The sequence below is a fragment of the Streptomyces roseirectus genome (assembly GCF_014489635.1).
GTDB classification, from domain to species: Bacteria; Actinomycetota; Actinomycetes; order Streptomycetales; family Streptomycetaceae; genus Streptomyces; species Streptomyces roseirectus.
On sequence record NZ_CP060828.1, the window covers coordinates 8779556 to 8798618 of the forward strand.

Annotated in this window: 17 protein-coding genes; 5 read left to right on the plus strand and 12 right to left on the minus strand. The window is 72.5% G+C overall.

Annotated elements, in window-relative coordinates:
* Positions 1 to 65 precede the first annotated feature (65 nt).
* Positions 66 to 2294, minus strand: coding sequence for an MMPL family transporter (locus IAG44_RS38040; RefSeq protein WP_187751610.1), 2229 nt, complete (start codon positions 2292 to 2294; stop codon positions 66 to 68).
* A 340-nt stretch (positions 2295 to 2634) separates the two neighbouring features.
* Between IAG44_RS38040 and IAG44_RS38045 the strand changes: the two genes are divergently transcribed.
* Positions 2635 to 3342, plus strand: coding sequence for a response regulator (locus IAG44_RS38045; RefSeq protein WP_187751611.1), 708 nt, complete (start codon positions 2635 to 2637; stop codon positions 3340 to 3342).
* A gap of 7 nt (positions 3343 to 3349) precedes the next feature.
* Here the strand turns inward: IAG44_RS38045 and IAG44_RS38050 are convergent, their stop codons facing one another.
* Entirely contained in the window at positions 3350 to 3880 is a 531-nt protein-coding gene (locus IAG44_RS38050; protein ID WP_187751612.1) for a PadR family transcriptional regulator, read from the minus strand.
* Positions 3881 to 4019: 139 nt separating this feature from the next.
* Between IAG44_RS38050 and IAG44_RS38055 the strand changes: the two genes are divergently transcribed.
* Entirely contained in the window at positions 4020 to 5954 is a 1935-nt protein-coding gene (locus tag IAG44_RS38055) for an alkyl/aryl-sulfatase (protein WP_187751613.1), read from the plus strand.
* Positions 5955 to 5995: 41 nt separating this feature from the next.
* Here IAG44_RS38055 and IAG44_RS38060 read toward each other — a convergent pair whose 3' ends face one another.
* Together IAG44_RS38060 and IAG44_RS38065 are read right to left on the minus strand one after the other, a co-directional pair.
* Complete coding sequence (locus IAG44_RS38060; protein WP_187751614.1) at positions 5996 to 7141, minus strand: serine hydrolase domain-containing protein; 1146 nt, start codon at positions 7139 to 7141, stop codon at positions 5996 to 5998.
* A gap of 68 nt (positions 7142 to 7209) precedes the next feature.
* Positions 7210 to 7821: a TetR/AcrR family transcriptional regulator gene (locus tag IAG44_RS38065; RefSeq protein WP_246562396.1), complete on the minus strand. Its 612-nt coding sequence runs from the start codon at positions 7819 to 7821 to the stop codon at positions 7210 to 7212.
* Positions 7822 to 7972: 151 nt separating this feature from the next.
* Between IAG44_RS38065 and IAG44_RS38070 the strand changes: the two genes are divergently transcribed.
* From IAG44_RS38070 to IAG44_RS38080, 3 genes are read left to right on the plus strand one after another with little or no spacing between them, the layout of a single operon-like run.
* Positions 7973 to 8581, plus strand: coding sequence for a TetR/AcrR family transcriptional regulator (locus IAG44_RS38070; protein WP_187751615.1), 609 nt, complete (start codon positions 7973 to 7975; stop codon positions 8579 to 8581).
* 57 nt (positions 8582 to 8638) lie between these two features.
* Positions 8639 to 9277, plus strand: a complete 639-nt coding sequence (locus IAG44_RS38075; RefSeq protein WP_187751616.1) for a TetR/AcrR family transcriptional regulator — start codon at positions 8639 to 8641, stop codon at positions 9275 to 9277.
* Entirely contained in the window at positions 9274 to 10302 is a 1029-nt protein-coding gene (locus IAG44_RS38080; RefSeq protein WP_187751617.1) for a threonine aldolase family protein, read from the plus strand. Before IAG44_RS38075 ends, IAG44_RS38080 begins: the two co-directional genes overlap by 4 nt.
* A 170-nt stretch (positions 10303 to 10472) precedes the next feature.
* On the opposite strand, the gene IAG44_RS38085 is transcribed toward IAG44_RS38080, so the two are convergent.
* The 8 genes from IAG44_RS38085 to IAG44_RS38120 all read right to left on the minus strand — a co-directional run bounded on the left by IAG44_RS38085 (position 10473) and on the right by IAG44_RS38120 (position 19018).
* Positions 10473 to 11567 carry a cytochrome P450 gene (locus IAG44_RS38085; protein WP_246562397.1) on the minus strand — a complete coding sequence of 365 codons (1095 nt, stop codon included), beginning with the start codon at positions 11565 to 11567 and terminating at the stop codon, positions 10473 to 10475.
* 2 nt (positions 11568 to 11569) lie between these two features.
* Positions 11570 to 12421 carry a methyltransferase domain-containing protein gene (locus tag IAG44_RS38090; protein ID WP_187751618.1) on the minus strand — a complete coding sequence of 284 codons (852 nt, stop codon included), beginning with the start codon at positions 12419 to 12421 and terminating at the stop codon, positions 11570 to 11572.
* Entirely contained in the window at positions 12418 to 14067 is a 1650-nt protein-coding gene (locus IAG44_RS38095; protein ID WP_246562398.1) for an AMP-binding protein, read from the minus strand. The genes IAG44_RS38090 and IAG44_RS38095 overlap by 4 nt, the downstream gene beginning before the upstream one ends.
* Positions 14064 to 14339, minus strand: coding sequence for an acyl carrier protein (locus IAG44_RS38100; RefSeq protein WP_187751619.1), 276 nt, complete (start codon positions 14337 to 14339; stop codon positions 14064 to 14066). The genes IAG44_RS38095 and IAG44_RS38100 overlap by 4 nt, the downstream gene beginning before the upstream one ends.
* Positions 14340 to 14380: 41 nt before the next feature.
* Positions 14381 to 15574 (minus strand): ferritin family protein, encoded by a 1194-nt coding sequence (locus tag IAG44_RS38105; protein WP_187751620.1) that lies wholly within the window; start codon positions 15572 to 15574, stop codon positions 14381 to 14383.
* Between the two features lie 63 nt (positions 15575 to 15637).
* A complete protein-coding gene (locus IAG44_RS38110) occupies positions 15638 to 16921 on the minus strand; it encodes a cytochrome P450 family protein (RefSeq protein ID WP_187751621.1) in 1284 nt (427 codons plus the stop codon).
* Positions 16918 to 17787: an alpha/beta fold hydrolase gene (locus IAG44_RS38115; protein ID WP_187751622.1), complete on the minus strand. Its 870-nt coding sequence runs from the start codon at positions 17785 to 17787 to the stop codon at positions 16918 to 16920. Before IAG44_RS38115 ends, IAG44_RS38110 begins: the two co-directional genes overlap by 4 nt.
* 127 nt (positions 17788 to 17914) lie before the next feature.
* Positions 17915 to 19018, minus strand: a complete 1104-nt coding sequence (locus tag IAG44_RS38120; RefSeq protein ID WP_187751623.1) for an alkene reductase — start codon at positions 19016 to 19018, stop codon at positions 17915 to 17917.
* Positions 19019 to 19063: the final 45 nt, after the last annotated feature.

The window sequence follows — 19063 nt, forward strand, 5'->3', positions numbered from 1 at the left end:
CGCGACGCAGAGCCCGGCGAAACAGGCTCGCAGTCGTGGACGCGACGGGCGGGATAGCACCGGCGTTAGCCGCCGTGTTTGCCGGGGACCGGACTGCGGTCGTCGTCGGCCGGGGTCAGGGCGTGCAGCCGGCCCGGGGCGGTCGGGGCGTCGGGCGGGCCCTCGACGGACACGTGGGGCAGGATCCGGTCGAGCCACTTGGGCAGGTACCAGTTCCACTTCCCGAACAACTGCATCGCCGCCGGGACGAGGATCGTCCGCACGATCAGGGCGTCCAGCAGGATGGCCACGGCCACCCCGAGCCCGAACTCGGCGATGATGCGCATGCCCATGAACACGAAGGCCGTGAACACGCAGATCATGATGATCGCGACGGCCGTGATGATCTGCCCCGTGATGGCCTGGCCGCGCCGGACGGCGAAGTTGTTGTCACCGGTGCGCAGCCACTCCTCGTGGATGCGGCTGACCAGGAACACCTCGTAGTCCATCGACAGCCCGAACAGGACGGCCAGCATCATCGGTGGCAGGAACGACTCCACCGGCCCGGCCGCACCCGCCCCCAGGGCGGACGAGCCCCAGCCCCACTGGAACACCGCGACCACGATGCCGAACCCGGCACCGGCCGACAGCAGGTTCATCACCGCCGCGGTCAGCGGGATCAGCACACTGCGGAACGCGAGCATCAGCAGCAGACAGCCAAGGAGGACGACGATGGTCACGAACAGCGGCATCTTCCCGCTCAGCGCGGCCGCGAAGTCCTTGTGTACGGCCGTCTGCCCGCCGACATGGACGGAGAGCCCGGCCTCCTCGTGCTCGGGGATCACCCGGTCGCGCAGCGTGTCGATGAGCTTCGACGTCTGTTCCGACTGCGGGGACGTCGTCGGGATGACCTGCATGACCTGCACCGTCGCGCCGGGCGCGGCCGGCGGGACCCGCACGGACGCCACTCCGGGAACGGACTCGATCGCCCGCCCGAGCTCGGTGAAGTCGGTCGCGGCCTGCGGCGACGGCACCTCCGCCACGAGCTGCAGCGGACCGTTGTGCCCGGGACCGAAGCCGTCGGCGAGCAGGTCGTACGCCTGCCGCGTGGTGGTGTCGGACGCGTTGTTGCCGGCGTCGGAGGACCCCAGCCGCATCGAGAAGAACGGGATCACCAGCACCAGCATGGCCACGGTCGCCATGACCGTCAGCGACACCGGCCGCTTCTGCACGAACCCGGCCCAGCGCTCCCAGCCGTGGGAGATCTGCGCCTCGCTCGGGCCCTCGTTCGCCAGCTGGGCGCGCTGGCGGCGGCTGAGCACCCGCATCCTGAACAGCCCGAACAGGGCCGGCAGCAGGGTCACGGCGACCGCGACGGCGAACACCACCATGATCGCCGCCGACAGACCGATCCCGGACAGGATGCCGAACCCGAGCATGAGCAGGCCGAGCATCGCGACCGCGACCGTACCGCCGGCGAAGATGACCGCCCGCCCGGAGGTGTTCATCGCCGTCACGGTCGCCTCTTCCGGACTGAGTCCGGCCCGGATGCCGTTGCGGTAGCGGGCGACGACGAACAGCGCGTAGTCGATGCCGACGCCGAGTCCGATGAACGCGGCGATGATCGGGGCGGTGCTGGGGACGCTCATCGCATGGGTGAGCAGGTCGATCGAGAAGATCGCGCCGCCCAGCGCCAGGACCGCGGCGATCAGCGGAATGGCCATCGCCACGAACGACCCGAACGCGAACAGCATGACGATCGCAGCGGCCAGCAGGCCGATCAGCTCGCTGCTCGACGTCGAGGGCTTGTCCAGCTCCCCGATGGCCGAACCCCCGAACTCCACCCGCAGACTGTCGCTGCGCAGCTCCGAGCCCAGGTCGACGACCTTCTGGATGTTGTCGGTGTCCAGGTTCTGGCGCTGCTTGGTGAAGGTGACCGACGCGTAGGCGGTCTCGCCGTCACGGCTGATCTGCGCCGCGCCCTGCGGGTCGAACGGGCTGGTCACCGCGCCGACCTCGGGCACCTCGGCGACCTCGGCCAGCATCCGGTCCACGTCGGCCTTGACGGCCGGGTCGGTGACCTTGCCGCTGGTCGCGTGCAGCACGATCGTGCCCGAGTCGCCGGAGGTCCGCTTGAACTGACTCTCCATCAGTTCGAGGGCCTTGGTCGATTCGGTGCCGGGGAGGGTGTACTCCTCCGAGAAGGCCGCGCCGCCCGCGGCCCGCATGCCGCCCGCCAGGATCGCGACGAGGAGCAGCCAGCCGCCGATGACGATGAACCGGTGGCGGAAGCACCACCGCGCGATGGCGCTCATCGGCTGCCGCCCGGGAGCCCGGTCTGATGGTTGTCGAAATGGAGCACAACTCTGCCTTCATGACGTAGGTCGGGCTCAGCGCCTTGCCGCGCTGCGCGGTCCGCCCATCCCTGTGAAAACGGACCTTCCCGCAGCTCACAGCCTGCCTCCGGGCAGGCCCCGGCGTCGTCAGGCCACGACCTGATCCGCTTGTCCCGCCAGGGGGGTACGGCCCGGCGGCGTACATCCCTGGTCGTACGCGCGGGTGCGACTGTCGCCCGACGGTCACTCGCCGCCGTCCGGCCTTGTACGGTGGGTGCCTGCAATGCCCCTGACCGACGTCCGCACCCGGAGGCCGGAGATGACGATTCGGGTGGTCGTGGCCGACGACCACATCCTCGTACGGGCCGGTTTCAGCGTGCTCGTCAACGCTGCGGCGGAGATGGAGGTCGTCGCCGAGACCAGCACCGGCCGCGACACCGTGGCAGCCGGCCGCCGGCACCTGCCCGACATCATCCTGATGGACGTCCGGATGCCCGACATGGACGGCATCGAGGCCACCCGGCAGCTCCTGAGCGACCCGGCGACCGACTCCATCCGGGTCGTCATCCTCACCACCTTCGACCTCGACGAGTACGTGTTCGCCGCGCTCAAGGCCGGCGCCAGCGGCTTCCTCCTCAAGGACACCCCGCCCGAGCAACTGCTCGCCGGGATCCGCACGGTCGCCGCCGGCGACGCCCTCCTCGCGCCGAGCGTGACCCGCCGCCTCATCCGCGACTTCGTCAACCGCCCCGCCCTCGACACCGGCGTCTCACCCGCCCTCCTCGACGCGCTCACCGAACGCGAGCGGGAAGTCCTCGTCCACGTGGCCGCCGGGCACTCGAACACCGAGATCAGTGCCCAGCTCAACATCAGCGTCGCCACCGTCAAGACCCACGTCAGCCGGCTCTTCAGCAAGCTGGACGCGCACGACCGCGCCCAACTCGTCGTCATCGCCTACGAGACCGGCCTCGTCGACCGCACCCGTCGCCACCAGGCCGGCCGCGACGGGGGCCGCGCCCACCTGTGAGGGAGCCTCAGCGGCCGGCTTCGGTGTCGCCCAGGGCCTCGTGCAGCCAGCTCCGTTCGGCCGTGCTGATGGCGCGGGCCATCAGGAGCATCCCGCGGCGGTAGGGGTCGGTGACCTCCTCGGCGGGCAGGGGGCGGTCGTCGTCGTAGAAGAAGCTCGCCGGGGTGTCCAGGAACTCCAGGCGTCTGCGCAGCACGGCGTCGCGCTGCTCGGGGTCGGGGAGCAGGGAGAGGAAGGCGAGCAGGGTGAAGAACCGGGCGTGGTCGGTGATGTCCTGCGGCGCCGGTTCCCGCAGCCGCCGCAGCAGCTCCGCGCGGCCGGCGTCGGTGAGGGTGAGGACGTAGCGCTGGGCGGCGGCCGTGCCGGGCTCGGTGTGCCGGGTCAGCAGACCGCGTTTCACCAGGCGGTTGATCGCCGGGTAGAGGCTGCCGTCGCTGACCGGCCTGGTGTGGCCGGACAGCTGTTCGACGCGACGGCGCAGCACGTAACCGTGCAGCGGTCCGTCCGCGAGATGACCGAGGATCGCGAGCTCCAGCACGCCTTCATGGTCGCATGATCGGCGGATGCCTCGGATCGATGTACCTCGAATCGACATGTTAGGTTCTTCGTGACCCGCATACCTTGAATCGAGGTATGCGCCCGCCCGCCGCACACCGACCTCGAAGGAAGACAAGGCCATGCCCGACCCGACCGACGCCCCCCAGCCCCGCCCGGCCGGCCCCGTCACCGCCGCACGGCATGCCGCCGCCGTCGACGCGCTGCCGTGGGACGACCGGCGGGCGTTCGAGGACGTCCGGCGCGGACGCGTCGCCGCCATCGAGCCGCCCGTCGTCCGCGACGCCTCGGGCCGCACGGTCTGGGACCTGACCGCGTACGCGTTCATCGAGGGCGACGCGCCCACGACCGTGCACCCCAGCCTGTGGCGCCTGTCGGAACTGCACCGCAACCACGGCCTGTTCGAGGTCGCCGACGGCGTCTACCAGGTACGCGGCTACGACGCCGCGAACATGACGGTCGTCCTCGGCGAGCGCGGCTACGTCGTCATCGACACCCTCACCTGTGTCGAGACCGCCGAGGCGGCCCTTGACCTGGTCCGCCGCCACCTCGGCGACCGCCCGGTCACCGCCGTCCTGCACACCCACGGCCACCTCGACCACTTCGGCGGCGTCGCGGGAGTCGTCGACGAGAAGGACGTCCGCTCGGGCCGCGTCCCGCTCGTCGCACCCGCCGGTTTCTACGAGCACGCCGTCAGCGAGAACGTCTCCGCGGGCCCGGCGATGAGCCGCCGCTCCGGCTTCATGTTCGGCCCCGGGCTGCCCAAGGGCGCGCGCGGGCACGTGATGAACGGCAGCTGCGCGGCCGTCGCGACCGGCAGGACCTCCCTGATCCGCCCCTCGCACGAGATCCGCCGCACCGGCGAGGAACTGGTCCTCGACGGCGTCCGCCTCGTCTTCCAGTACGTGGCCGACACCGAGGCGCCCGCCGAGCTGACCGTCCACCTGCCCGAACGCCGGGCCCTGTGCATGGCCGAGCTGATCTCCCACCACATGCACAACCTCTACACGCTCCGAGGCGCACCCGTGCGCGACGCGGCGGCGTGGAGCGCCGCGATCGACGAGGCGCTGAACCTGTTCGGGGACACCGCCGACGTCATGTTCCTCGGCCACGGCTGGCCCGTCCGGGGCCAAGACGCCATCGCCGAACTCCTCGGGGCGCACCGCGACCTCTACCGCTACCTCCACGACGAGACCCTGCGCCTGGCCAACCACGGCCACACCCCGGACGAGATCGCCGAACTCATCGAGCTGCCCGAGTCGCTGGACGCCTACTGGGCCAACCGCGGCACCTACGGCGCCACCCGCCACAACGTCAAGGCCGTCTACCAGCGCTACCTCGGCTGGTTCGACGGCAACCCCGCCCACCTCGACCCGCTGCCGCCCGCCCAGGCCGGACGCCGGTACGTCGAGCTGATGGGCGGCATCGACGCCGTGCTCGCCCACGCCCGCACCGCCCACGACACGGGCGAGGACCGCTGGGCCGCCGAACTCCTCGCGCACGCCCTCGCCGCCGACCCCGGACACCGGCCCGCCCGGCTGCTCCAGGCGGACGTCCTCGAACAGCTCGGCTACCGGTCCGAGGCGGCCCCCTGGCGCAACTTCTACCTCGTCGGCGCCCACGAACTGCGCCACGGCGCCCCCGCCGCCCGCCCGTCCGGCGGCCCCGGCCTCGTGTCCGGCATGACGACCGCCATGCTCCTCGACTACATGGCGATCCGCCTCAACGGCCCCGCCGCGGCCGGACTCCGGCTGCGCATCGGACTCGACGTCACCCCGGAACACCTCGGCGGCCCCACCGAGGACCGGCTTCTGATCGTCGTGGAGAACGGCGTCCTGCGCCACACCCCGCCCCCCTCCCTCCCCGAGCCGACCACCACCCTGCGCGCCACCCGCCCCGCCCTCGCGGCCCTCGCCCACGGCACCGCCCACCTCGACGAACTCCTCACCGACAACACCGCCGAGGTGATTGGCGACCGCACCGCCCTCGACACCCTCCTCGGCCTCCTGGACACGTTCACCGGCACGTTCGAGGTGGTCACCCCGACCGGCCGCTGAGGGCGCGGGCGGTTCCGGTGACGCCGGGCAGGGCCGTCCCCCTAACCCGCCGCGCTCCTCCAGAAGTCCCGCATCAGTGGCGACGGCACCGGACCGGTCAGCGCGACCTGGGTCAGGAGGATCGTGACGGAGGACGAGGTGGGGACGATGTGGGCGGCTGTGCCGGTGCCGCCGAGCCAGCCGTAGCGGCCGGGGGTGTTCCAGGGGTCGGTGGGGGCGAGGTCGACCTGGCCGCCGTAGCCCCAGCCCTGGCCGGCGAGGAAGAGGGTGGAGGCGGCGCGCTGGGCGGCGGTGAGGTGGTTGGTGGTCATGCGGCGCACGGAGGCGGGGGTGAGGACGCGGTGGCCCAGGGCCTCGCCGCCGGACAGGAGCATGCGGGCGAAGGAGAGCCAGTCGTCGGCGGTGGAGACGAGGCCACCGCCGCCGGAGGGGAACCGGGGGACGGTCGTCCACTGGGGGTCGTCGGTGGCGGAGGCCAGGGTCAGGGTGCCGTCGGGGTTCGGGAGGTAGGCGGCGGTGAAGCGGTGCTGTTTCGACTCGGGGACGCCGAACCCCGTGTCGCGCATGCCCAGCGGCTCGAAGAAGCGTTCCGCGAGGTAGTCGGGCAGGGAGCGCCCGGAGGCGCGGGCGACCAGGACGCCCTGGATGTCGGAGGAGGTGGTGTAGAGCCAGGACTCGCCGGGCTGGCTCACCATCGGGACCTGCGCGAGGAGGTTCAGCCAGACGTCGGGGGCGGGCCACTCCTGGCGCGGACGGCCGTCCAACTGCACCGTGAACAGCGCCCGCACCGCCGGGAGCGAGAAGTCGGCGGGGAACCCCCAACCCGTGCGGAAGCTGAGCAGGTCCTCGACAGTGACCGGGCGGGCCGCCGGGACGACGTCCTCGACGGGGCCGTCAGGGGTGCGGACGACGTTCGGCTTCGCCAGCTCCGGCAGCCACCGCTCGATCGGCGCGTCGAGGGTCAGCACGCCGTCGTCCACCAGCGTCATGACCGCCGCCGCCGTCACGGACTTGGTGAGCGAGGCCAGCCGGAAGATCGAGTCGCGGGCCATCGGGGCCGTCCCCTCGACGTCCACCGAGCCCGCGGTCACCACCTCGACGTCGTCCCCGCGCGCCACGAGGCCGACGGCGCCCGGCACGCTCCCGTCGTCGGCGTACCGGTGCAGGGTGTCGTACGGAGTGTTCATCGACGGCCTTCCGTTCGCAGGGGTCTCGGCAGGTAGGACCGCCGGGGCCGCGAAAACTCATCGGCCGGTCAGAGTCCCAGCGCCGGGTAGACCGTCGCCTCGCAGTACTTGCGCAGGAACGCCGCGTCGGCGGGCGTGCCCTCGATCAGGGGGTGGATGGCGAGGGCGCCCAGCATGAGGTGGGAGACGTAGGCGAGCGCGGGGGTGTCCGGACGGACCTCGCCGCGGGCCACCCCGCGGGCCAACAGGGCGTTGAGGCCGGTGAGTTCGGGGTCGACGAGGAGGTGGCGCAGGGCGTCGAGGAGGTCGGGGTGGGTGTGGGCGGCGTGCGAGAGACCCCGGAGCAGGGCGATGTCCGCGGCCATCTGATGGTCGCCGACCTGGTCGATCAGGGTGTCGAAGTCGCCGCGCAGGGAGCCGGTGTCGATGCGGTCGAGGGCGATCGGCTTCTGGTGGCGCAGCGCCCGCGCGACCAGCTCCGGCTTGCCCGCCCACTGCCGGTAGAGGGTCGCCTTGCTGCACCGGGTGCGGGTGGCGACGGCCTCCATGGTGAGCGCGTCGTACCCGACCTCGCGCAGGAGGTCGAGGACGGCCGTATACAGCTCGGCCAAACGCTCGGGGGTGATACGGCTGCGGCGGGTGCGGGGCGCCGTGGTCATCGGGTGTCCGGTCGTCGTCATCGTCGCCGTCCCCCTTCGCTCGTGTCCTGGCCTCCACGCTATCGCGGAAGCAGATGAATACGAAACCGTTTCGGTGGCGAAACATGCCTCCTGCGGGAAACAGGCCACCTGTAAGACTGGAACCGCACCGAACCGGGAAAGGGGGCATCCATTGGCCGCCACGTCACCGCCCGCCGCGAGACCCGGCCGGCCCCGCGACCCCGGCGCCGACGCGCGCATCCTCCAGGCCGCCGTCGACGAACTCGCCGAGACCGGCATCGCGGGCTTCCGCACCAACTCGGTGGCCGCCCGCGCGAAGGTCGCCAAGCGCACGCTGTACTCCCGCTGGCCGGAGCGTGACGAGCTGATCCTCGCCGCTCTGAGCACCTTCTCCGGCCGCCTGTATCCGCCGCGCACCGGCAGTCTCGAAGCGGACCTGCGGATCCTGTACGCCGCCATGGCCGAGGTCCTGGAGAGCCCTCAGTGGCTCATCGTCTTCCGCTGTTCCTTCGAGTTCCCCGACTTTCCCGAGCTGTACGCCGGGTTCCTGCGCGACTGCGTCGACCAGCCGCTCGCGGTTCTGGAGGACGTCCTGTTCGACGCCCAGCGGCGCGGGGAACTCCGGCCGGATCTCGACCGGTCGGTGGCCGCGGAGACTTTTGCGGCGGCGCTCAACAACTTCAGCTCGCACATCTCGCGGCGGCGCGGGGTGAGTGTGGCGGGAGCGCGGGAGGACTTCCTCGACCTGTTCCTGAACGGGGTGCGGGCGGGCGGAGCCTGAAGCCCGGCGCCTGAAATCGGCGTCTCGTTCGGTACGGTGTACCGTACGCTGACCCGCATGCCCCGAAGCTCCCCCTCCCTGGACCGCGCGACCCCGGCCCGCATCGCCGAGGCCGCCCTGCGCCTGGTCGACGAGGGCGGCCCCGAGGCGCTGACCTTCCGGGCGCTGGCCGCCCGCCTCGGCATCTCGCTCGCCTCGCTCCAGCGCCGGTGCACCGACCTCGCCGGCCTCCTCGACCTGTGCCTCGACCACCTCGCCGCCGGACTCCCCGAGGTCAGCGGCGACTGGGCGACCGCGACCGAGGCCCGCTTCACCGCGCTGTACGAGGTGCTGTGCGCCCACCCCGGCCTCCTCGCCCTGCGCGGCACCCGGCCCTGGCTCGGCCAGCACCTCCTGGCCCGCCTCACCGAACCCCAGCTCGCCGACAACCTCGCCGCCGGCATGACCCCGGCCGAGGCGATCGCCCACTACCGCTCCCTGTACCTCCTCACCCTGGGCAGCGCCGGCTTCGTCGACCACCGCGACCCCGCCACCGCCCGCGCGGCCACCCGCCGCGCGCTCGCCGCCCTCGACCCGGACGAGTTCCCGGTCCTCACCACCCACCTCGCCGAGATCGTCCCCGCCGTCACCGACCACGCCGTCTACCGCGACGCCCTGCGCCGCCTCGTCCACGCCGCCAAGGAGCCCCGCCCGTGATCTTCAGCAGCGACAACACCGCCGCGACCCCGCCCGAGATACTGGACGCGCTGACCCGCGCCGCCTCCGGCCCCGCCCTCCCGTACGGCGCCGACGAGCACTCCGACTCCGTACGGCGCCGGCTCGCCGACCTCTTCGAACGCGACGTCGACGTCCTGTTCGTCTCCACCGGCACCGCCGCGAACGCCCTCGGCCTCGCCACGCTCACCCCGCCCTGGGGCAGCGTCCTGTGCCACCGCGACAGCCACGTCAACAACGACGAGTGCGGGGCGCCCGAGTTCTACACCGCCGGCGCCAAACTCGTCCCGCTCGGCGGCGCCGACGCCAAGATCGACCCCGACGAGCTGCGCACGGCCGTCCGGTACAAGAAGGGCGACGTCCACAGCGTCGAACCGTCCGTCGTCAGCGTCACCCAGGCCACCGAGACAGGCGCCGTCTACACCGTCGACGAACTGCGGGAGCTGGGCGCGATCACCAAGGACGCCGGGCTGCGGCTGCACATGGACGGCGCCCGCTTCGCCGGGGCCGTCGCCTCCCTCGGCGCCACGCCCGCCGCGCTGACCTGGCGGGCCGGCGTCGACCTGCTGTCCTTCGGCGCGACCAAGAACGGGACGATGACGGCCGACGCGATCGTGGTGTTCGACCGCGCCCTCACCCCCGAACTCTCCTTCCGCGCCAAGCGGGCCGGACAGCTCACCGCCAAGACGCGCTTCCAGTCCGCCCAGGTGGACGCCTACCTCACCGACGGCCTCTGGCTGCGCAACGCCGCCCACGCCAACGCGATGGCCGCCCGCCTCCAGGACGGCCTCAAAGCCGTCCCCGGCGTCGAACTCCTCGGCGCCGCCGATGCCAACATCCTCTTCGTCCGCCTGCCCCAACCCGTCATCGACGGCCTCCTCGCCGACGGCTTCGTCTTCTACCACGACCGGTGGGGGCCGGGCGTCGTCCGGCTCGTGACGTCCTTCGCGACGACGGAGGAGGAGGTCGACGCGCTGCTCGCGGGGGCGGGACGGCACGCGGTCTGAGCGTCGCCGGGAACCGGGCGTCGGCGGCGTTGCTCCGCACGGCCCTGGACCTCTCGGTCACCTCGCCGCCATGGCGCCGCACCGCGACGGCAGCCCGGCGCACCTGCGCGAGGCGGTCGAGGCGAGCCCCCCGCCCTCCTCCACATCGCCGCTCCCACCACGGGCCGACGTCACCACTCGACGACGAGCCTCGACACCCCGCGCGTCACAAGACCCTCCCGCCAGACCAGGGACCCCTCCCGGGAGGAGAGGCGGAGGCCGGGGAAGCGTTGCCAGAGGCGGGGCAGGGCGATGCGCAGTTGGAGGAGGACCAGGGGTGCGCCCAGGCAGCGGTGGACGCCGTGGCCGAACGTGAGGTGGGTGGGTGCTCCGGCGTCGTGGTTGCAGTGGAGGAGGGAGACGATGACGGCCTCGCCCTGACGCACCGTCGTCCCGCCGAGGACGACGTCCTCGACAGCCACCCGGGGAAAACTGATGGGTGTGGACGGCGTCCTGCGCAGCAACTCCTCGACGGAGACCCCGACGGGCACGTCGCCGGTGAGCAATTCGAGGATGGCGAGGCTGAGTTGATGGGCGGTGGTCTCGTAGCCGGCCATGAGGAGCGCCAGCCCGAGGTTGATCAGCTCGGTCCGGGAGATCTCGCCCGCCCGCTCGACCCGCACGAGCGCGCTCAGCAGATCAGGACCCGGCGTCTCCCGCTTCCGGTCGAGCAGCGAGGACATGTAGCCGACGAGCGTCAGGACATGGCGGCGCCGGCCGCGCACTCCTTGGGGCGTCATGTCGAACAGCGCGGTCACGGCCGCGTCGAACACCGGCCGGTCCGCCACCGGCACGCCGAGCAGCGCGCTCAACGCGACCATCGGAAGCGGCGAGGCGTAACCGCTGACCAGATCGGCGCCCGGCCCCACGTCCGCCACCCGGTCCAGCAGGACGTCCACGGCCTCCTCGATCACCGCCGCCCGCGCGGCGACCCGAGCGCTGGTGAACGCGGCGGCGGCGACCCGTCGCAGCCGGGCGTGATCGGCGCCGTCCAGACTCATGACCGAGTTGGGCGAGAGGTCGACGGACCCCCACCTCGGCGCGCCGGGACGGACGGCCGCCGCTCTGCTGAGCCGCGCGTCGGCCAGCGCGGCACGCCCCACGGCGTGGTCGGTGACCAGCCACATGTGATCCCCCGTCGGCATCCGCACCCGCGTGACGCCCGCCCCCGACGGCACCGCAAGGAAGGACGGCAGGGGCCCGAACCGGCGGTGGTCGAACGCCACGGTCAGCGACTCCCGCCGGTCACCCGGGCGTACGCCCCGAACTGCGTCGGCCCGCTGACCCGCACACCCCGGGACAGAACGAGGTCCCGCAGCCGCCGCGGCAACGCGTCGTCGAAGGAGTCGAAGGACAGGTGATCCGGCAACGCGACGCCGGCGGCGCGCAGCGGCGTCGCGATCTCACGGCAGGTGGTGCTGAGCCAGTCGAGCACGGCGGGGTCCCCGTCACGGCCCGCCGTCGCCGTCCACGTGACCACCTCCGGATGCCCGAGCCCGGCGTCGAGGAACGTCCCGGCGAGGCGGGGCCCGAAGTCGGGGACGGCGCCGGTCGCCAGGAACGGCTCGGGCCACAGCGCGTAGTACTGGTCCCACTCCGGCAGCGGCGGCCGGGTCGGCGAGGTGTTGGTGAAGTCCATCTCGTGCATGACGACGATCCCGCCCGGCGCCAGCAGGGACGTCAGACGGCGCAGGGCCGACGCGGGATCGGGGAGGTACATGAGGATGTACCGGCCGACGAGGACGTCGAACTTCTCCGGCGAGGTGAAGCCGGCGAGGTCGGCGACCTCGTAGCGCACGGAGTCCGCGAACCCGGCCTCCCGTGCGAGGAGCCGCGCCTTGCCGACGCTTCCGGGGTCCCGCTCGATCCCGACGACGTGCCCGCCGGGCCCGACCAGACCGGCGGCCAGCAGGGAGACGTAGCCGAGGCCGGAGCCGATGTCGAGGACCCGCATCCCCGGCCGCACCCCGGCCGCCCGCAGGGTGCGTTCGGTGAACGGCGAGACCGCTCTGTCCTGGAGGGTCAGCCGGTGGTGCTCGCTGTCGGAGTGGCCGAGCAGGTAGGGGCCGGGGTGTGTCATGGGGTCTCCAGTTCAGGACGTCTGCCGGAACGCGGCGTGTGCCGCACCGCCTTGCCGCTCGACGTCCGCGCGATCCGGCCCCGCCGCACGAACTCGATCCTGTCGGGCGTGATCCCCAGCTCGGCCACGACCCGCGCGCGGATACGTGCCGTCGACGCCTGGCGCCCGGCCTCGTCCTGCCGCGCCGTCTCGACGACGAGCCCGAGCCGGCCGCCCTCGTCGCTCCAGATCTGCTCGGCCAGGACGCCGTGGACGGGCAGTCCGGGCGTGTCCCGCACCACCGCCTCGATGTCGCTCGCCCAGTGGTTCGCGCCGAAGACGATGATCACCTCTTTCGTGCGGCCCACGACGTACAGCTCGCCGTCGTGCCACAGCCCCAGGTCCCCGGTCGCCACCCAGCCGCCCGGCAGGAGGACGCGACGGCTCTCCTCGGGGCGCCGGTCGTACCCGCTGCTCGTGACGGACGCCCCCCGGACCTCGACGGCCCCGACCGTGCCGGGCGCGGCCGGGGCGCCGCCCGCGGTGGTGAGCCGGACCTCGGTGCGCCGCACCGGCGTGCCCACACTGACCAGTTCCCGGCACGGCCCGGTGGACGCCGGCACGTACCGGCCCCGGCCGAGCGCGTCCCGGTCGGCCCGCAGCACCTTGGTCGGCCGTCCGACCGGAGGGAAGGCGACCGCGAGGGTCGCCTCGGCCAGTCCGTAGGCCGGCAGGAACACGTCCGCCGGCAGCCCGGCGGGCGCGTACCGCTCGACGAAGGCGTCCTGGAGCCGCCGGTCGACGGGTTCGGCGCCGTTCACCGCGATCCGCCAGCGGGACAGGTCGAGCCCGTCCTGCGGTGCCGTGTCGCGCCGCAGGACGTACCGGTAGCCGGAGTCCGGGGCCATGGTGAAGGTCGCCCCGAGCCGCCCCATGGCCTGGATCCACTGCCTCGGGTCGCGCAGGTAGTCCTCGGGCGTCAGCAGGTGGATGTCGACGTCGTGCAGCAGCGGCGTCAGGAAGGAGCCGACCAGCCCCATGTCGTGGAAGAGGGGCAGCCAGGCGCAGCCGACGTCGGCCGTGGTGAGGCGGGTGCCGTGGGCGATGGCCTCGACGCCGGCCGCCACGTTGCCGTGGCTGAGCACGACGCCCCGGGGCTCGCTGCTGGTGCCCGAGGTGTACTGGACGACGGCCGGGTCCGACGCCGTCCGCGCGACGTGGGCCGCCCCCGGCTCGGCGACCTCCGCCACGAGGAGCACGTCAACGGCGTCGGCGTCGGTGTGGACCAGCCCCGGACCGAGCAGCGGGAGCGTCGCGGGAGCCGTCAGCACCGTGCGCACCCGGGAACGGCGCAGCGCGGCGGCCGTGCGCCGCAGGTAGGCGTCGGACGACCCGAAGGGCGCGGGGCCGGGCAGCGGCACCGCGACCGCGCCGGCCGCGAGGACGCCGAAGAAGGCGCGCGCGAAGTCCACCGACGTCGGCAGGACGAGGGCGACCCGCTCGCCGGGCCGCACCCCGCGCGACAGCAGCCCCGCCGCCACCCGCCCGGCCTCGGCGAAGAGGTCGGCGTAGGACAGGGCGTCGCCGTCGCGGCCCCGGCGCAGGACGTGCACCCCCCGCCCGGAGCGCCGTGCGGCGACGTCGCCGAGCGCGGCGAACAGGGTCACGACACCGGCTCCGGGCCGGCCCGCTCGATCAGCCCGGCGACGGCGTCCGCGAACTCCCGCACGGTGCTCGTCTCGAAGACGATGTGGTCCTCCACCTCGATGTCGTAGTGCTGCTCGATCCCCAGCACGATCTGGAGCGCGTGGATCGAGTCGAAGCGCGGCAGGGAGCGCAGGTCGGCGTCGGCGTCCACCTCCTCGACGGGCACGCGCAGTTGCTCGGCGACGAAGCGGCGGACCGTCTGTTCGATGTCGGTGACGTGCGGCTGTGACATGGCGTGGTCGTGTCCTGTTCTGTGGGGCCGGCGGGTCGGGGTCAGCGGGCCAGGGCGCGCAGCTTGGCCTTGATGTCGCGTGGGGTCTCCAGCGAGTCGTCGTCCGCCAGGAGCCGCACGATCGACATCACCTTCGCGTCCGCGGCGTCCACCGAGTCGTGCTGGATCGTCTCGATGCGGCGGATGCCGGCCGTGGACGTGGAGTGCGGATAGAACAGGCCCGCCGGGTGCTTGACGCCGCCGCGCCGGTCGGCGAGCCAGATGTAGGCCATGCGCAGCGCGGCCGTCCGGTGGGCGGGGTCGCCGTCGCACAGCTCGCGCATGAACACGGAGAACGCGCGGCAGTGCCGGGCCTCGTCGCGGGCCAGGAGCCGCCAGATCTTGCGGATCACCGGCTCCCGCACATGCGCCGCGAGCGCCTTGTAGAGGGCGGACGCCCGCGACTCCGAGATGACGTTCATCATGAGCGTGGCGGAGCGCACGTCGCCCTGCGGATACGGCTCCCGTTTGTAGAGCGCGTGCTTCGAACGGAGCTTGACCCCGATCCGGTCCAGATAGCGGGCCTGGATCAGCGAGTGCCGGGACTCCTCCGCGCCCCACTGCAACGCCCAGGACGAGAAACTGGCCTCGCCCTGCCACTCCCGCAGGAAGTTGTGGGCGCCGGGCAGGGTGCCGAACTCGATCACGGCCGCCTCGGTGAGGAAGTCCACGGTCCGCTCGTCGAGCATGCCGTGCTCGATGCCGTCCAGGTCGACCTCGGTCCAGTCCCAGCGCGTCGTCTCGAACCAGTCGAAGATCCGGTTGAACGTCATGTCGAGGTAGTAGTCGGTGTAGAGGTCGTCCGCCATCAGCGCGCGGTGGGCGCGCAGGGCCAGTTCGACCGAGGCGGTGAGCCCTTCGGGCGCGACCGCGCCGGGCTTCACGAAGTCCTCGACGTCGAGCGCTTCCGCCCAGCCCGGCACCGGACCGGCCGTGCCGGGCCCGACGACGTACACCCGGGTCCGGTCGAACCGCGTGTGCGAGCGCAGCGCGCGGACGGCGGTCAGCGGCTCGGCGTCCGCGTCGAGCCACACCGCCGCGAGGTCGGCCGCCGGGTCGAGCTCGTGCAGGTAGCGCTGCCAGTCGGCGCGCGCGGGCCGGTCCACGGCGATGTCGCCGAAGGCGGGGACGGTGAGCCGCCCAGTGGGGGAGTCGGCGGTGGTCGGGGCCGGCAGGGCGATTCTGGGCGTGCTCACGAGGGGCGTCCTCTCTGTGGATCCGCTGGGTCCGCTGTCCGTTCGCTGCTGGTCCGCTGCCGGTCAGCGCGGCCCGGTCTCCGCTGCGGTCTCCGCCGCGGGGCCGAGGAGCACGGGCAGCTCCTCGATGCTGTTGCTGACGAACGAGGGCACCGGCCGCACGGTCCACGTACCGGCCGGCGCGAGCCGCACCTCGGGAAACCGGGTGAAGAACCCGGCCAGCGCCGTCTCCAACTGGAGGCGCGCCAGGTGGATCCCGACACAGAAGTGCGGCCCGTGTCCAAAGCCGAGGTGCCCGGCCTGCCGCCGGCGGACGTCGAAACGCTCCGCGTCCGCCCCGTGGTGCTCCGGGTCCCGGCCCGCCGAACCGAACGACGCGAGGATGGCCTCGCCCCGGCGGATCGTCTCGCCGCCGATGACGACGTCCTCGGTCGGATACCGCATCGGGAACTGGTTCACCGCGCCGTTCCAGCGCATCGTCTCCTCGACCACGGCGCTCCACGGGACCTCCCCGGCGCGGACGGCCGCGAGCTGACCGGGGTGGGTGAGCAGCGCGTGGCAGGCGTTGACCAGGACGTTGATGACGCTCTGGTGGCCGGCGAAGAACATCAGCAGGATCATGCCGTGCAGTTCGCTGTCGGTGAGCCGGTCGTCGCCGGCCCGGCGCGCGGTGAGGAGCGCGCTGATCAGGTCGTCCCCGGGGGCCTCGCGGCGTTCCGCCACGATCTCCCGCAGCAGCGCCTCGATCCGCCCGTCGGTCTCCAGGACCTGTTCGGGAGTGTTGGTCGTACGGGTCTGCATGCCGGTGAGCACGTGCAGCAGCCGCCGCTTGCGCTGCGGGACGCCCAGCAGGTCCGAGATGACGGCCGTGGGGACGGGGTAGGCGAACGCCTTGCGGAAGTCCACGGCTCGCTCCTGCGGCCGGGCGGCGAGGCGGTCGAGGAGCGTGCCGACGAGGTGTTCCACCCCCGGACGCATGGCCTCCACCCGGGCCGGGGTGAGCGCCTGGTCGACCAGTCCGCGCAGTCGGCGGTGGTCCGCGCCGTGTGAGTTGATGACGCTGTCGGTCGCGACGAAGCCGATCAGCGGCCAGCCGTCCGGGACCTCGCCGCGCTGCGCCGCGCCCCAGTGCTCGATCCCCTTGGCGACCCGGGGATCCGTCAGCACCCGGCGCAGGTCCTCGTGACGCGGAATCGCCCATGCCCGCACGCCGCCGGGGAGTTCGACCGGGACGGCTCTGCCGGCCGCGCGCAGGCGGGCGTTCTCCGCGTGCTGGTCCGCGCCGTCGACGTCCAGCGCGAAGGGGCACCGGGATGTCTGGGCGGCGCCTTGCTCGGTCGGGTTCACGTGGTCTCCACCTGAGGGGGCGCGGCGTTTTCGGACGGCTCGTTCATGAGGAATCGCGTCACATCCGTGCTGAATTCCTCGTGTGCCTGGAAAAGGAATCCGTGACCGGTGTCGGGATAGATCTTCAGTTCCGCGTGCGGCAGGTGTGACGCCAGAATGCGGCTCTTTTCCGCGGCGACCATGATGTCGAATTCGCCGTGTGTGACGAAAGTCGGCTGGGTGATGTCCGTCAGCTCCCGGGCGGCCGTCGGGTCAGGTGCTCCCCAGTCCGCCGCCGCCTCCAACTGGGCCCGCCAGGAGGGTTCGGCGACGCTCCCGCCGGGGCCCGGTGAGCGGCGGGACAGGCGGCGGATGTACTCGACGCCGTGCGCGCGGCCGGGCGCGGTCGGCGGGAAGAACAGGTGGACGAGGTCCTTGGGACTGACCAGCTCCCTGGTGATGATCGAACGCACACGGCCCTCCGCCGCGAGGTCCACACCGGATCCGCGCGGCGCGGTGCCGGCGAGGACCAGACGGCGCACCAGATCCGGCCGGATCCGTGCCAACGCCTGGGCCACATAACCGCCCAGGGAGAACCCCAGCACATCGACCCCGGTGAGCCGCGACGACGTCACGAATTCGGCGATCCCCTCCGCCATCGCGGCCACTGTGTCCGGTGTCGTGCCGTCCGACAGGCCGATACCCCTGTTGTCGACGACGATCACGACACGGTCTTTCGCCAGCCTTTCGAGCAGCGCCGGATCCCACATGTCGATGGTGGCCCGGAAATGCGACAGGAGCAGCAGCGGCGGATTTCCCCCGCCGGCGCCGAGCCGGACATAGGCATAGCGGTAGCCGCCGGGGGAGCGGGCGAAGAGCTTTTCCATGAAAAACCCTTCATCGGCATTGAGTATCTGTTGTCATCATGTGAGCAGATATCAGGCGATCCGAAGCTAGCCCTGATCGTCTTCGGGTGTCAACGATCAATACCGGCCAGCCACTTGCTCCGGCCGCTCAGCCCGCCGTGAGGAACGGATAGTCGTTGTAGCCCTCGGCGTCCGCCCCGTAGAAGAGCTCCGGCCGCGGGCCGTTCTCCGGGTGCGCGCCCTGCCAGCGTTCGACGAGGTCGGGGTTGGCGATGAGCGCCCGGCCCACCGCGACGGCGTCGGCATGGGCGGCGTCGATCAGGTGGGCCGCCTCCTCACGGGTGGTCGCCGAGGCCGGGCCGCTGTTGGCGATCAGCGGTCCGCCGAAGCGCCGGCGCAGCTCCCGCACCAGATCGCCGGCCGGCTCCTCGTGCAGGACGGAGAGGTAGGCGAGCCCCAGCGGCCGGAGCTGGTCGACCAGGGCGCCGTAGGTGGCGAGGACGTCGTCCCGGTCGGGCTCCAGGACGTCCAGGGAGCTGCTCTCGGGCGAGATGCGCAGCCCCACCCGTCCGGCGCCCACGGCGTCCGCGACCGCCGTCACGGCCTCGACGGCGAAGCGGGCGCGGGCGTGCGGCGAGCCGCCGTACTCGTCCGTGCGCCGGTTGGTCGCGGGGGAGAGGAACTGGTGCAGCAGGAAGCCGTTCGCGCCGTGGAGTTCGACGCCGTCCATGCCCGCCCCGACCGCCCGGCGGGCCGCGTCGACGAAGCCGTCGACGGTCGCCCGTGCCTCCTCGGCGGTCAGGGCGTGGGGCACCGGGAAGGGCGGCGTGCCCTGCGGGGTGTGCGCCCGGCCCGGGAGCGCGACCGGGCTGGGGGCGACGACGCGCAGGCCGTCGTTGGTGTCGGGGTGCGTGGCGCGCCCGCAGTGCATGAGCTGCATGACGATGCGGCCGCCCCGAGAGTGCACCGCCTCGGTCACCCGGCGCCAGCCGGCCCCCTGCTCGTCCGTGGCGATGCCCGGTTGTCCGACGGAGACCCGTGACCCGGCGACCGGGTAGGTGCCCTCGGTGATGATCAGCCCGACGCTCGCCCGCTGCCGGTAGTGCTCCACCAGCAGGTCCCCCGGGACCCCGGAGGCACCCGACCGGAACCGGGTCAGCGGCGCCATGACAACGCGGTTGGCGAGCTGGATCTCACCGAGGGAGACCGGCGTGAAAAGGGCGGAATTCTTGGAAACGGACGACAGGCTCATAGAACGGAACTCCTTCTGGAAATGAAATGAGTGGAAGCGGCACGG

What these genes read in the sequence shown, in the direction of transcription:
- IAG44_RS38120 (WP_187751623.1), bottom strand. Translation starts at nt 19,018, where the DNA reads ATGAGCCTGTCGTCCGTTTCCAAGAATTCCGCCCTTTTCACGCCGGTC.
- IAG44_RS38065 (WP_246562396.1), bottom strand. Translation starts at nt 7,821, where the DNA reads ATGACGACGACCGGACACCCGATGACCACGGCGCCCCGCACCCGCCGC.
- IAG44_RS38060 (WP_187751614.1), bottom strand. Translation starts at nt 7,141, where the DNA reads ATGAACACTCCGTACGACACCCTGCACCGGTACGCCGACGACGGGAGC.
- IAG44_RS38090 (WP_187751618.1), bottom strand. Translation starts at nt 12,421, where the DNA reads ATGACACACCCCGGCCCCTACCTGCTCGGCCACTCCGACAGCGAGCAC.
- IAG44_RS38100 (WP_187751619.1), bottom strand. Translation starts at nt 14,339, where the DNA reads ATGTCACAGCCGCACGTCACCGACATCGAACAGACGGTCCGCCGCTTC.
- IAG44_RS38040 (WP_187751610.1), bottom strand. Translation starts at nt 2,294, where the DNA reads ATGAGCGCCATCGCGCGGTGGTGCTTCCGCCACCGGTTCATCGTCATC.
- IAG44_RS38045 (WP_187751611.1), top strand. Translation starts at nt 2,635, where the DNA reads ATGACGATTCGGGTGGTCGTGGCCGACGACCACATCCTCGTACGGGCC.
- IAG44_RS38055 (WP_187751613.1), top strand. Translation starts at nt 4,020, where the DNA reads ATGCCCGACCCGACCGACGCCCCCCAGCCCCGCCCGGCCGGCCCCGTC.
- IAG44_RS38075 (WP_187751616.1), top strand. Translation starts at nt 8,639, where the DNA reads ATGCCCCGAAGCTCCCCCTCCCTGGACCGCGCGACCCCGGCCCGCATC.
- IAG44_RS38115 (WP_187751622.1), bottom strand. Translation starts at nt 17,787, where the DNA reads ATGGAAAAGCTCTTCGCCCGCTCCCCCGGCGGCTACCGCTATGCCTAT.